Below are 12,495 nucleotides of genomic sequence, written 5' to 3' on the forward strand. Positions count from 1 at the left end.
TCACAGGGCCGAGGCCGACACTTCGTCGAGCACGCCGAGGATCTCGGCGGGCAGCTCGACGTCTTCACTGCCCAGGGCCTGCCGCAGCTGACCGGCGGTCCGGGCCCCGAGCAGTACCGAGCTGATGCCGGGCCGGTCACGCACCCAGGCCAGGGAGATCTCCAGAGGGCTGAATCCGAGGCCGTCCGCCGCGGCGATCACGGCGTCGGTGATGCGCCGCGACGGGCGGTCGAGGTACGGCTCCACGAACCGGGCGAGATGAACCGAGGCCGCGCGGGAGTCGGGCGGGGTGCCGTGCCGGTACTTGCCGGTGAGTACCCCGCGGCCCAGGGGCGACCAGCCGATCACGCCCAGTCCCAGATGCTCGGCCGCTGGAATCAGCTCGTTCTCCGGATGCCGCTGCACGAGCGAGTACTCGCTGTGCACGACGGCGGGCGGGTTGCCGCCCGAACACGCCAGGGCGGCCTGCCAGGCCGCGACGTTGGCGATGCCCACGTAGCGGGCCCGCCCGGAGCGCACCGCCGTCTCCAGCGCGGAGAGCGTCTCCTCCAGCGGTACGGCCTCGCTCCAGCCCGGGGCCGTCCACAGGTCCACGTGGTCGGTGCCCAGGCGGGCCAGGGTGGCGTCCAGCGCGGTGAGCAGCGAGCGGCGGGACAGGTCGGGGCCCGGCCGGTACAGGGGCACGACAGCCTTGGCCGAGATCACGAGATGATCACGTACGCCCAGGGTCTCGAGCAGCTTGCCGAGTGTCTCCTCACATGCCCCGGCGCCGTAACGGGTACCGGCGTCGACCAGCGATCCGCCTGCGTCGAGAAAGGCTTTCAGCTGGTTGGCAGCCTCGTCCGGGTCGGTCTCCCGGCCCCAGGTCATCGTGCCCAGGCCCAGCCGGGAGACACGTAAGCCGGTGCGGCCCACGTATCGCTGCTCCATGACGTGTCAACCTAGCGCGCGCGGGCTGACAAAGTGGCCCACATGAGTTCCGTCGGATATCTCGATGCCATCGTCCTGGGTGTGGTCGAAGGCCTCACCGAGTTCCTGCCCGTGTCCAGCACCGGCCACCTCACCGTGGCCGAGGGGCTGCTCGGCCTGAAGATCGACGACCCGGCGGTGACGTCCTTCACCGCGATCATCCAGTTCGGTGCGATCGTCGCGACCTTCCTGTACTTCCGGGCCGACTTCGTCCGGCTCGCCCTGGCCTGGCTGCGCGGCCTCGGCCCGGCCCGCGGCCGGCACCACGCGCCCGACCCCGACTACCGCTTCGCCTGGCTCGTCATCCTGGGCTCCAGCCCGATCGTCGTGGTCGCCCTGGTCGGGAAAGACCTCATCGACGGCCCGCTGCGCAACCTCTGGGTGGTCGCGGGCTCCCTGATCGCCTGGAGCGCGGTGATCTGGTGGGCCGAGCGCAACCCGCGGCAGGAGTACGAGGAGACCGAGCTGGGCGTGCGGGAGGTCCTGATCATCGGGCTGATGCAGTGTGTCGCCCTGGTGCCCGGCGTGTCCCGCTCCGGTGCCACGATCTCGGCCGGGCTGATGGTCGGCGCCACCCGGGTCGCGGCCACCCGCCTGTCGTTCTTCCTGGCCGTCCCCGCCCTCACCGGCGCCGGGGTCTACTCGCTGAAAGACGTGAACACCGAGGTCGTGGGCTGGGGCCCGATGGCGGTGGGCACCTTCGTCTCGTTCCTGGTCGCCTACGCCGCCATCGCCTGGCTGCTGAAGCTGGTCGCCGGGCACTCGATCGCCGTGTTCAACCCGTACCGGATCGTGGCCGGGCTCGTGGTGATGGGACTCCTGGCGACCAATGTCCTGTCCGCCACCTGACCCGGCCGGCCGGACACCCCGTAGGCTCATCGACCGTGCCCACCGTTCTGCTCGTCCGTCACGGCCGTACCGCCGCCAATGCGAGCGGGATCCTGGCCGGCTGGACGCCGGGAGTGGCGCTGGACGAGACCGGGCAGGCCCAGGCGAAGACCCTGGCCTCCCGGCTGGAGAACATCCCGCTCCGGCTCGCCGTCTCCAGCCCCCTCCAGCGCTGCCAGGAAACCGCGTCCACCCTCCTGGGGACCCCGGGGAAACCCGAGCTCCTCACCGACGACCGGCTGGGGGAGTGCCGTTACGGCGACTGGACCGGCCGTCCGCTGAAGGAACTGGTCAAGGAGAAGCTCTGGCCGGTCGTGCAGGCCCACCCGTCGGCGGTGACCTTCCCCGGCCCCGAGGGTGAGTCGATGCCGGCCATGCAGCACCGGGCCGTCTCCGCGATCCGCGAGTACGACGCCCGGGTCGCGGCCGAGTTCGGCGACCACGCCGTCTGGATGGCGGTCTCGCACGGTGACGTGATCAAGGCGATCCTCGCCGATGCCCTCGGCATGCACCTCGACCAGTTCCAGCGACTCGTCGTCGACCCCTGCTCGGTCTCCGTGATCCGTTTCACACCGCTGCGCCCGTTCGCCGTGCGCATCAACGACTCCGGCACCGACCTGGCGTCCCTGGTGCCGGTTCCGCCCGCCGAGCCGGCCCCGGGCGACGATGCACTGTCCTCGTCGGACGCGGTCGTCGGTGGTGGTGCGGCACCGTCGTCCGGAACGTCGTAGGGTCCCGGGTATGCCGCGCCAGGTATATGAGTACGAGTCACCGGACCGGTTCGTCGCGGGTACGACGGGCCAGCCCGGTTCCCGCACCTTCTTCCTCCAGGTCCGCACCGGTCACCGCCTGACCACCGTCCAGCTCGAGAAGCAACAGGTCTCGGTGCTCGCCGAGCGGGTCGACGAGCTCCTCGACGAGGTGCTGCGCCGCACCCAGGGCAGCGCCACCGTGCCCGCGCTCGCGCCCACCCGCACCGAGGACACCGCCCCGCTGGATACTCCGATCGAGGAGGAGTTCCGCGTCGGCACGATGAGCCTCGCCTGGGACGGCGAACTCGAGCGCGTCGTGATCGAGTGCTTCGAGGCCGGCGAGAACCTCAACGAGGACGAGGACGAGCTGCCCGACACCGACGAGGAGGCCGAGGGCGCCGTGCTGCGGGTGTCGCTCGCCGGTGCCGCCGCCCGGGCCTTCGCCAAGCGGGCGCTCGCCGTGGTCGGGGCCGGTCGCCCGCCCTGCCCGTTCTGCACGTTCCCGCTCGATCCGGAAGGGCACATCTGCCCGCGGGCGAACGGGTACCGGCGCTGACGGGGACCGGGCCCGGGATGCTCGAGGAGCCGGAACTGCTCCAGCTCCTCGCCGAGGGCGAGATCGACGTCCAGGGCCGGATCACCGGGGCGAGCAACGCCACGCTCTACGTCTCCGTCACCCTCGACGGCGTCAGCACCGGCGCCGTGTACAAGCCGATCTCCGGCGAGAAGCCGCTCTGGGACTTCCCGTCCGGCACCCTCGGCCTGCGCGAGACCGCCAGCTACGCGCTGTCGGCCTACAGCGGGCTCGACGTGGTCCCGCCGACGGCGCTGCGCGACGGCCCGTTCGGTCCCGGCAGCGTGCAGCTGTGGGTCAACGCGTCGGCACAGGACGAGGCGGTCACCGGCGACGGCTCCACCGGTCTGGGCGGCCTGCCGCTGGCGGTCGAGCCGGTGATGGGCGAGCCGGGGGCGGGCGTTGTCGACGTGCTGCCGCCCACGGCCGTACCCGGCGACTGGAAACAGGTCCTGGTGGCCGAGGACGCCGTCGGCGACCCGATCGTCCTCGCGCACGCCGACGACCCGGGCCTGCGCCGCCTGGCCCTCTTCGACGCGGTGGCCAACAACACCGACCGCAAGGGTGGGCACATCCTGCGCGGCGCCCACGGCCGGCTCTTCGGCGTCGACCACGGGCTCACCTTCAACCTGGACGACAAGCTGCGCACGGTGCTCTGGGGCTGGGCGGGTGAACCTCTCGACAACGAGCTGGCCGACCTGCTCGAGCGACTGGTCACCGACCTGTCGGGCGACAGCGAACTACACACGGCGCTGTCGGGTCTGCTCGAGGCCGACGAGGTGCACCGCACCGCCCGCCGGGCCGCCCAGCTGCTGCGGCGCCGGCGCTTCCCGAAGCCCCCGGGCGACTGGCACGCGATCCCCTGGCCGCCCTTCTGAAACGCTGGGATTTATTCCCGGAATTACCGTGGAACTAGGGCCGGACCAGCACGGACATCGCTCGGAGTCGTCAGTTAGGCTCCGTTCGTGATCCCCTGGCCTTCTCCCGCTGTCCCCCGTCTGCCCGGCTCTGGTGCGCCGGTCCGCGTCTTCGACTCCTCGGAGCGCACCCTGGTGACCACGCGGCCGGAGGGTGAGGCCCGCATGTACGTCTGCGGGATCACCCCGTACGACGCCACCCACATCGGGCACGCCTCCACCTACGTCGCTTTCGACCTGCTGCACCGCGCCTGGCTCGACGCCGGGCACGAGGTCTTCTACGTGCAGAACGTCACCGACGTCGACGACCCGCTGCTCGAGCGCGCGAACGCCACCGGTGACGACTGGCGCGCCCTCGCCGACCGCGAGACCGACCGCTTCAAGGACGACATGGTCGCGCTCGGCGTGATCGCCCCACGCGTGTTCATGACCGCCGTGGAGTCCGTGCCGCTGGTCGTCGAGGCCGTGCAGAACCTGCTCAAAGACGGTAAGGCCTATCTGGTCCCCACCCCGGACGCGCTGAACCCCGGCGCCCAGGACGTGTACTTCGACGTCACCGCCGACCCGGACTTCGGCCGGGTGGCCAAGCTGTCTCCCGACGAGGCACGCACCACCTTCGCCGAGCGCGGCGGCGACCCGGACCGGGCCGGTAAGCGCAACGAGCTCGACCCGCTGCTGTGGCGCGTTGCCCGCGAGGGTGAGCCCTCCTGGGAGGGCGAGACTCTCGGCGCCGGCCGGCCGGGCTGGCACATCGAATGCGCCTCGATCGCCCTGCGTCACCTCGGCATGGGCTTCGACGTGCAGGCCGGCGGCGACGACCTGCTGTTCCCGCACCACGAGATGAGCGCCTCGCACGGCCAGGTCATCACCGGCGAAGAGCCCTTCGCCCGGCACTACGCCCACGCCGGCATGGTGCGCCTGGACGGCGAGAAGATGAGCAAGTCCCGCGGCAACCTGGTCTTCGTCTCCCGGCTGCGTGCGGCCGGGGTCGACCCGCAGACCATCCGCCTGGCCATCCTGGCGCACCACTACCGCACCAGCTGGGACTGGACCGACGAGGGCCTGGCGGCCGCCCAGGTGCGTCTGGACCGCTGGAAGGACGCGCTGTCCCGGCAGGAGGGCCCCGACCCGGAGCCCGTGCTCGCGGCCGTCCGCGAGGCGGTCGGCACCGACCTGGACGCCCCGAAGGCGCTCGCCGCGGTGGACGCGTGGGTGGACGAGATGCTCACCACCGGCGGTTCGGTCGAGGGGGCGCCGGGTCTGGTGGCCCGCACGATCGACGCGCTGCTGGGCGTGCGTTTCTGAGTACCTGAAAAATGGGGGACGCCCCACGACGAACGCCCCATGCTCACCGAGCGTGGGGCGTCCGTTTTTTCTGGGGTCTACAGCATTCCCGGCTTGCCGCCGTCCTCGTCCGGCCGGCGTCGCCGCAGGTAGCGCTCGAACTCCTTGGCGATCGCCTCGCCGCTGGCCTCGGGCAGGTCCGCGGTGTCCTTGGCCTGCTCCAGCTGGCGCACGTACTCGCCGATCTCGGTGTCCTCCTCCGCCAGTTCGTCCACGCCGCGCTCCCAGGCCCGGGCGTCCTCCGGCAGGTCACCCAGCGGCACCGTGACGTCGAGTACGTCCTCGATGCGGCGCAGCAGCGCCAGGGTGGCCTTGGGGGAGGGCGACTGGCCCACGTAGTGCGGTACGGCGGCCCACAGCGACAGGCTCGGCAGTCCGGCCTTCGTGGCCGCGTCCTGGAGCACCCCGACGATGCCGGTCGGTCCCTCGTAGCGGGACGGTTCCACGGCGAGCTTGTCCAGCAGCCGTTCGTCGTCACTCGTCGTGGTGACCGGGATCGGGCGGGTGTGCGGCACGTCGGCCAGGAGTGCACCCAGCGTGATCATCGTGCCGACCTTGAGGTCGTCCGCGTACTGCAGGAGCTCGCCGATGAACTTGCGCCATCGCATCGAGGGTTCGATGCCGCGGACGATCACGATGTCGCGGCTGGCCCCCGGAGGTCGCGCCCAGTAGACGCGGGTCGTGGGCCAGGTGATGGTACGACTGCCGTCCTCGTCCGTGCCCACACTCGGCCGGTTCACCTGGAAGTCGTGGTATTCCTCCGGATCGAGCTCTCCGACGCTGGTCGCGCCCCAGACCCGTTCCAGGTGTGCCACGGCTCCGCTGGCGGCCTCACCTGCGTCGTTCCAGCCCTCGAAGGCAGCCACCATCACGGGGTCCCGCAGTGGCGGCACTCCCGACAGATCTGTCACGCCTTCTCCTCGCTCACACTCGTCATCGCGGTGAGGTCACCGCCCTCGCCGCCCAGCCTACGGGCGGTGCGGGTCCGGCCGCCGCAGACGGGCTGGACGCGGACTCTAGACTCGGTAAGAGAGCCTGCGCCTGAGTCATTCCGGAGTCCCTCCGATGACGACGGTGAGTAAGCGCTCCGGGCCACTGCGTGCGGCGACGAGGTCACGCGCGGTACCCCTGTCCGCATCCGGCGTCAGAGGCGAGTACCCCACCACCGTGACAGAGATCAGTGAGTCGACAGAGATCAGTGCGTTGACGGAGATCAGTGCGTCCCGGACCAGCCCGGCCACAACGGCCCTGCGGGCGGCCGGCCTTCCCGCCGCGGTGCTGTGGGACATGGACGGCACTCTCGTCGACACCGAGCCGTACTGGATGGCCGAGGAGCACCTCCTGGTTGCCGAGTTCGGCGGCGAGTGGAGCGACGAGCACGCTCACGCTCTCATCGGCAACGCGCTGATCGACTCGGCCCGCTACATCCAGCAGCACGGCGGCGTCACCCTGCCCGCCGACGAGATCATCGCCCGCCTCACCACCGGCGTCGTAGGTCGCATCGCGGTCGAGGTGCCCTGGCGGCCCGGCGCCCGTGAGCTGTTGTTCGAACTGCACGAGCTGGGCGTGCCCTGCGCCCTCGTCACCATGTCCTACCGCGAGATGGCCGAGGCGATCGTCGCCACCCTGCCCCGCGAGCAGGGCGACTTCTTCCGCTTCCTGGTCACCGGTGACGAGGTCACCCACGGCAAGCCGCACGCCGAGCCCTACCTGCGCGGGGCCCAGCTGCTCGGTGTCGAGCCGGGGGAGTGCGTGGCCATCGAGGACAGCCTGACCGGTGTCGCCTCCGCTGAGGCCGCCGGTGTGCCTCTCCTGGCGGTGGAGCACCTGGTCCCCGTCCCCGAGCGAGAAGGCCGCACGGTCACCCGGAGCCTGGCCGGCTGGACGGCGAAAGACCTGGGCAAGCTCATCAAGAGCTAAGACCCGAGGGCAGGCCCTCCTCACCCCCGAAAAAACCTTCCGTGATCATGCAAAATCTCCCCAGAGTTCTAGAACTGTGGCCAGGAGTTTTCTGCATCCTGAGGTGGGCTCCCGCATCTCCGTCGTGATCAGGCAAGGGTTCCCCGATGATCTTGATGCCCGCTCCGGCCCGGATCCCCGGGTTTCTGGGTCTTTGGTCCCAGTGCGCAGATTTGACCTCCTCCCAACATGTACCCCCGCACCGGTCGGCCGCCGGCTGTCACCGGGCCGGGTACCGAGCGGAGGTGGGCCGGTTCGCAGCGTCACTGTGGAACGCCGACCCTCTCCCCGGTTCCTCAAGCTGGTCATCGGCCTCGGCGTCGCCGCAGCACTGGTCAGTGCCACTGCCCGAGCCGATGCTGCCCACCTGCCACATCTTCCCAGCCTCGGCCGGCCCGGCGGCAGCAGCTGTCATGCTCTGGCGCCCGTCTCGCCGGCCCACCCGGAGTACCGATCTGACCTCGGCGCTCCGATCTGACCCCCGTACTCCGATCTGACCCCTCGTACTCCGCCGACGGGGAACATCCGTGCGTCCTGCCCGCACGGATGTTCCCCCGGAGTGCTCGAAAGGGATCGCCGAACGCTTGCCCGGCCACACCTTTCAGTCGGCCGTGATCGCCTTCAGTACATCGAGGCGCACCGCACGCCAGGCCGGCATGATCGCGGCAACCATCCCGGCGACCGCCGAGAACACCAGCACGATCGCCAGGGTGAGCCACGGGATCGACAGGGCCTCCAGGCCCTGCGACACCAGGGCCCGCTGCAGTACCAGGCCGAGCACGAGGCCCAGGGCCATCCCCAGCACCGCGCCGAACACCGCTGTGCTGACCGACTCCGCGCTGATCATGCGCCGCAGCTGACGCCGGCTCATGCCGACCGCCCGCAGCAGCCCGATCTCCCGGGTGCGCTCGAACACCGACAGAGCCAGCGTGTTGATGATGCCCAGCACCGCGATCAGCACGCTCAGGGCCAGCAGCGCGTAGATCAGGTAGAGCAGCGAATTGATCTGCGCCGCCTGGGCGTCCGCGAACTCGTCACCGTCCTGCACGGAGACCACGAGGAACGGTTTGACCACGTCTTCCAGCTGCGACCGCAGTGCTGCCGTGTTCGTGCCGTCCGACTTCACGTAGAGCAGGAAGTCGCCCTGCTGGGCAGCCGGCACCGTGCCGGCGTACAGGTCGAGCGGGACAATCATGTTCGGGTTGTTCAGCGCCTGGGAATCATCGATGATGCCGCCGACGGTGAGGCTCTGGTTCTTCTGGGTGCCGACCTCGGCCGTGAGGGTGTCGCCGACCTTCCAGCCGCGGTCGTCGGCCGCGGTCTGGCTGACCACCACGTCGCCCGCGTCGATCGAGTCCAGCGAACCGGCCACGACGTTGAGCTTCACGTTCTCGGTCATGGCCCGGGGGTCGGCGGCGATCGCGAACACCGAGCCGTCGGCCAGCTGTACCGGTGCCGAGCGGATCGTCGCCACCGAGGTGACGCCGGGCATCTTGGTCACCTCGTCGGCCACCGTGGTCGGAATCATGGTGAAACCGCCACTGCTCAGCACGTAGTCGGCCGTGAGCTCGCTGTCCACGATGTCGGAGACACTGGCGTTCGCCGAGGAGGCGAACACGCCCACGCTCGACATCAGGGCCAGACCGATCATCAGGGCACTCGCCGTGGTCGCCGTGCGGCGGGGGTTGCGCAGCGCGTTCTCCCGGGCCAGCCGACCGACGGTGCCGTAGAGAGCCGTGTACGGGACGCCGATGAGGCGCACCACCGGTCGGGTGAGCCAGGGCGCGGCCACCAGCAGACCGATGAGCAGCAGCGCGGCCCCGACGCCGACCAGGGCCCACTGCGGTTTGTCGCCCAGCGACCCGGGCAGGATGGTGGCGAAACCGGCCAGCACCAGCACCAGGCCGATGATGCCGCGGCGCAGCACACCACCGGGCGGGGTCTGCGCGTCGTCGCGCAGCGCCGCGATCGGGGCGACCCGGGAGGCCCGCAGAGCCGGGAAGATCGCCGACAGCATGGTCACCACCAGGCCGATCAGCAGACTGACGACCACCGTGGTCACGGTGACCGGCAGGCCCCCGGTGATCTCCAGCCCGGACTGCTTCACCACGGCCTGCAACCCGGCCGCGAGCAGGATGCCCAGGCCCAGACCCACCACCGAGCCGGTCAGGCCGAGGATGGCCGCCTCGCCGAGCACCACCCGCAGTACCTGACCGCGGGAGGCACCGACCGCCCGCAGCAGGGCCAGCTCACGGGTGCGCTGGGCGACCAGCATGGAGAAGGTGTTGGCGATGATGAAGGCCCCGACGAACACCGCGATCAGGGCGAACACCAGCAGGAACGTCGTGATGAACCCGATCGCCGTGCCGAAGGAGTCTTTCTGCTCCTGATAGACGACGTCGCCGGTGACGACCTCGGTACCGGCCGGGACGACCTGGGCGATCCGGTCGCGCAGCGTCTCCTGGCTCACCCCGTCGTCGGCGCCGATGGTGAACGACGGCACCTCGCCGTCCGGGGCCCAGGTGGCCTCGGCGGTCTGCTCGTCGAGCAGCACCAGGGTGGCGCCCGCCAGGCTGCTGCCGAAGGTGAAGACCCCGGTGATCGTGACGTTCTGCGGGTCGTTCTGGATCAGGGCCTTCGTGGTGTCGCCCAGTGCGAGCCCGGCCAGCTCCAGGGTGGACTCGTCGACGAGAACCTCACCCTTCTTCTCCGGGGCCCGGCCGGAGGTGATCTCGATGGTCGGGTCGTCCGGGTCGTAGCCGAAGCCGAGGTTGGGCGCGCCGCCGTTACGGGTGGCGGTGCCTTCCCGGTTGACCAGGATCGCCGTGCCGGCCATGTCGGGCGCGACGCGGGCCACACCGTCGACGGCCTCGATCGTCTTCTCCAGCGAGAGCGGGAGCGGCTCGCGCTGTTTCGAGCCGTCGACCGCGGTGGTCTCCAGCTGGGACCCGCGCACCTGCACATCGGTGCCGGCTGAGGTCTGTTCGACGATCGCGTCGAACGTGCGGGTGATGCTGCCGCTGAGCACCAGTGTGCCCGCCACCAGCGTGACGCCGAGGCAGACCGCGAGTGCCGTCAGGGCGAAACGGAGCCGATGGGTGAAGATTCCCTTGACGGTGATCTTGAACATGTCAGCTTCGCCGTCCGGTGGCGTCGAAACCGCGCATCCGCTCGAGCACCTTGTCGGCGGTGGGGTCGACCATCTCGTCGACGATCTCGCCGTCGGCCAGGAACAGCACGCGGTCGGCGTACCCGGCCGCCACCGGGTCGTGGGTGACGATGACGATGGACTGCCCGAACTCCTTCACCGAGTTCTGCAGGAACGACAGGATCTCGGCGCTGGCCCGGGAGTCGAGGTTGCCGGTCGGTTCATCGGCGAACACGATTGCCGGCCGGCTGACCAGGGCGCGGGCGCACGCCACCCGCTGCTGCTGGCCGCCGGACAGCTCGGTGGGCCGGTGGCTGAGCCGGTCGCGCAGCCCTACCGTGTCGACGACCCGGTCGAACCACTCCTGGTCGACCTTGCGCCCGGCAATGTCGACGGGGAGTGTGATGTTCTCCCGGGCCGTCAGGGTCGGCACCAGGTTGAACGACTGGAAGATGAAGCCCAGGCGGTCGCGCCGCAGCTGGGTGAGTGCCTTGTCCTTGAGTCCGCGCACCTGCACGCCGTCGATCTCCACGTCGCCCCCGGTGGGCCGGTCCAGCGCCGCCATGCAGTGCATGAGCGTGGACTTGCCCGACCCGGAAGGCCCCATGATGGCGGTCATCTCGCCCCGGCCGAAGTCGACGCTGACGCCGCGCAGGGCCTTGACCTGCGCCTCGCCCTGCCCGTAGACCTTTTCCAGATCAATCGCTCTCGCGATTGCTTCCGTTCCCACCCTGTACTCCCCATGGTTTCGTCTTCGGACTGGCACAGAACAGTGGGGACTGGTGCATCCCCCGGATCCCTCTCCTACCGTTCCCGAGATGCGTACCCCCACGCCTCGGGTGCCTCCCTGATCCGACCCCGATCTTGCTCCGGCCGGGGTCAGGGATCGTGCACCGGCCGGTGACCAGTTTGTCACCCGGGCCGCGGACGGCGCCGGGACAGGCCGCAGGAGTGCGGCAAATTGACACACCGGTAACGAGCCGCCGCCGTGGTCTCCAGATACGCCGGGGCCGTGACCGCGGTGGTCGCACCGTCGTGCGCAGGCCCTGCCGTCGAGCCGGCGTCATCCGGGGTCCGCCATGACCAGGGCCTCGTCGGACCGGTCCGGGTTGAGGAACCGGGTCACCGCGTCAGCCGGGACCGGTGGTGGCGTGCCACCTTTGGCCGGGCAGCGGGCGTGGTGGTCGCACCACGAGCACAGGCGGCTGGGGGAAGGCCGCCAGTCGCCCGTGCGGGCGGCCTCGGTGATCGCCTCCCACAACGCCTTCACCTTGCGTTCCACGGCCAGCAGGTCGGCCTCGTCCGGCTCGTACCGCAGGATCTCGCCGTCGCCCAGGTACACGAGCTGGAGCACCGTGGGCAGGATGCCCCGGGTGCGCCACAGCACCAGCGCGTAGAACTTCATCTGGAACAGGGCCTTCGCCTCGAACGCCTCCGACGGGGCCCGGCCGGTCTTGTAGTCGACCACCCGCAACCGGCCGTCGGCGGCCACGTCGAGCCGGTCGACGTAACCGCGCAGCATCAGCCCGTCGTCCAGCACGGTCTCGACGTAGAGCTCGCGGTCGGCCGGTTCCAGCCGGGTCGGGTCCTCCAGCGCGAACCAGCGGCCGACCAGCCGGGACGCCGAGGCCAGCCAGCCCTCCAGCTCTTCCTGCGGCTCGTCCCCGTAGAACAACGCCGAGACCTCGGGCCGCTCCTTCTGCACGTGGGCCCAGGCCGCCGGGAGCAGCTCCTGCGCCGCCTCGACCGTGCGCCGGTCGGCGGGCAGGTCGAACAGCCGTTCCAGCACCTCGTGAACCAGTGTGCCGCGCACCGCGGCGGAGCTCGGGGCCTCGGGCAGCCGGTCGATGACACGGAAGCGGTACAGCAGCGGGCACTGCATGAAGTCGGAGGCCCGGGACGGGCTGAGTGCTGCTGCCATGCCGGAAACCCTAGACGTGGGGT

The 12,495-nt window shown here is 70.4% G+C and carries 11 protein-coding genes; 6 read left to right on the forward strand and 5 right to left on the reverse strand.

Annotation, left to right across the window (positions count from 1 at the left end):
• On the reverse strand, nucleotides 1-930 hold the full coding sequence (locus QSK05_RS25395; RefSeq protein ID WP_285599834.1) for an aldo/keto reductase: 930 nt from the start codon (nucleotides 928-930) through the stop codon (nucleotides 1-3).
• 42 nt (nucleotides 931-972) lie between these two features.
• On the opposite strand from QSK05_RS25395, the gene QSK05_RS25400 reads away from it, so the two are divergent.
• The 5 genes from QSK05_RS25400 (at nucleotide 973) to mshC (ending at nucleotide 5,405) form a co-directional block, all read left to right on the forward strand.
• The gene (locus QSK05_RS25400; protein WP_285599835.1) at nucleotides 973-1,818 is read left to right on the forward strand and encodes an undecaprenyl-diphosphate phosphatase; all 846 of its coding nucleotides are present in this window, start codon (nucleotides 973-975) and stop codon (nucleotides 1,816-1,818) included.
• A 35-nt stretch (nucleotides 1,819-1,853) separates the two neighbouring features.
• The gene (locus tag QSK05_RS25405; RefSeq protein WP_285599836.1) at nucleotides 1,854-2,588 is read left to right on the forward strand and encodes a histidine phosphatase family protein; all 735 of its coding nucleotides are present in this window, start codon (nucleotides 1,854-1,856) and stop codon (nucleotides 2,586-2,588) included.
• A 10-nt stretch (nucleotides 2,589-2,598) separates the two neighbouring features.
• Nucleotides 2,599-3,165: a DUF3090 domain-containing protein gene (locus tag QSK05_RS25410; RefSeq protein WP_285599837.1), complete on the forward strand. Its 567-nt coding sequence runs from the start codon at nucleotides 2,599-2,601 to the stop codon at nucleotides 3,163-3,165.
• Nucleotides 3,166-3,182: 17 nt separating this feature from the next.
• Nucleotides 3,183-4,061 (forward strand): SCO1664 family protein, encoded by an 879-nt coding sequence (locus QSK05_RS25415; RefSeq protein ID WP_285599838.1) that lies wholly within the window; start codon nucleotides 3,183-3,185, stop codon nucleotides 4,059-4,061.
• An 87-nt stretch (nucleotides 4,062-4,148) separates the two neighbouring features.
• Nucleotides 4,149-5,405, forward strand: a complete 1,257-nt coding sequence (gene mshC, locus QSK05_RS25420; protein ID WP_285599839.1) for a cysteine--1-D-myo-inosityl 2-amino-2-deoxy-alpha-D-glucopyranoside ligase — start codon at nucleotides 4,149-4,151, stop codon at nucleotides 5,403-5,405.
• Between the two features lie 77 nt (nucleotides 5,406-5,482).
• Here mshC and QSK05_RS25425 read toward each other — a convergent pair whose 3' ends face one another.
• Nucleotides 5,483-6,355, reverse strand: a complete 873-nt coding sequence (locus QSK05_RS25425) for a PAC2 family protein (RefSeq protein WP_285599840.1) — start codon at nucleotides 6,353-6,355, stop codon at nucleotides 5,483-5,485.
• Nucleotides 6,356-6,611: 256 nt separating this feature from the next.
• Here QSK05_RS25425 and QSK05_RS25430 point away from each other — a divergent pair, with 256 nt between their 5' ends.
• The gene (locus tag QSK05_RS25430; protein WP_285599841.1) at nucleotides 6,612-7,364 is read left to right on the forward strand and encodes an HAD family hydrolase; all 753 of its coding nucleotides are present in this window, start codon (nucleotides 6,612-6,614) and stop codon (nucleotides 7,362-7,364) included.
• Between the two features lie 640 nt (nucleotides 7,365-8,004).
• Here QSK05_RS25430 and QSK05_RS25435 read toward each other — a convergent pair.
• The 3 genes from QSK05_RS25435 to QSK05_RS25445 all read right to left on the reverse strand — a co-directional run bounded on the left by QSK05_RS25435 (nucleotide 8,005) and on the right by QSK05_RS25445 (nucleotide 12,472).
• Complete coding sequence (locus QSK05_RS25435) at nucleotides 8,005-10,533, reverse strand: ABC transporter permease (protein ID WP_285599842.1); 2,529 nt, start codon at nucleotides 10,531-10,533, stop codon at nucleotides 8,005-8,007.
• A gap of 1 nt (nucleotide 10,534) precedes the next feature.
• Nucleotides 10,535-11,281, reverse strand: a complete 747-nt coding sequence (locus tag QSK05_RS25440; RefSeq protein WP_285599843.1) for an ABC transporter ATP-binding protein — start codon at nucleotides 11,279-11,281, stop codon at nucleotides 10,535-10,537.
• A 333-nt stretch (nucleotides 11,282-11,614) separates the two neighbouring features.
• Nucleotides 11,615-12,472 (reverse strand): RecB family exonuclease, encoded by an 858-nt coding sequence (locus tag QSK05_RS25445; protein ID WP_285599844.1) that lies wholly within the window; start codon nucleotides 12,470-12,472, stop codon nucleotides 11,615-11,617.
• Nucleotides 12,473-12,495 lie beyond the last annotated feature (23 nt).

The organism is Kineosporia sp. NBRC 101731, assembly GCF_030269305.1.
Classification (GTDB): domain Bacteria; phylum Actinomycetota; class Actinomycetes; order Actinomycetales; family Kineosporiaceae; genus Kineosporia.

Excerpts from the sequence above, each read along its gene's own strand:
- QSK05_RS25395 (WP_285599834.1), bottom strand. The coding sequence starts at position 930 with ATGGAGCAGCGATACGTGGGCCGCACCGGCTTACGTGTCTCCCGGCTG.
- QSK05_RS25400 (WP_285599835.1), top strand. The coding sequence starts at position 973 with ATGAGTTCCGTCGGATATCTCGATGCCATCGTCCTGGGTGTGGTCGAA.
- QSK05_RS25410 (WP_285599837.1), top strand. The coding sequence starts at position 2,599 with ATGCCGCGCCAGGTATATGAGTACGAGTCACCGGACCGGTTCGTCGCG.
- QSK05_RS25415 (WP_285599838.1), top strand. The coding sequence starts at position 3,183 with ATGCTCGAGGAGCCGGAACTGCTCCAGCTCCTCGCCGAGGGCGAGATC.
- QSK05_RS25435 (WP_285599842.1), bottom strand. The coding sequence starts at position 10,533 with ATGTTCAAGATCACCGTCAAGGGAATCTTCACCCATCGGCTCCGTTTC.
- QSK05_RS25445 (WP_285599844.1), bottom strand. The coding sequence starts at position 12,472 with ATGGCAGCAGCACTCAGCCCGTCCCGGGCCTCCGACTTCATGCAGTGC.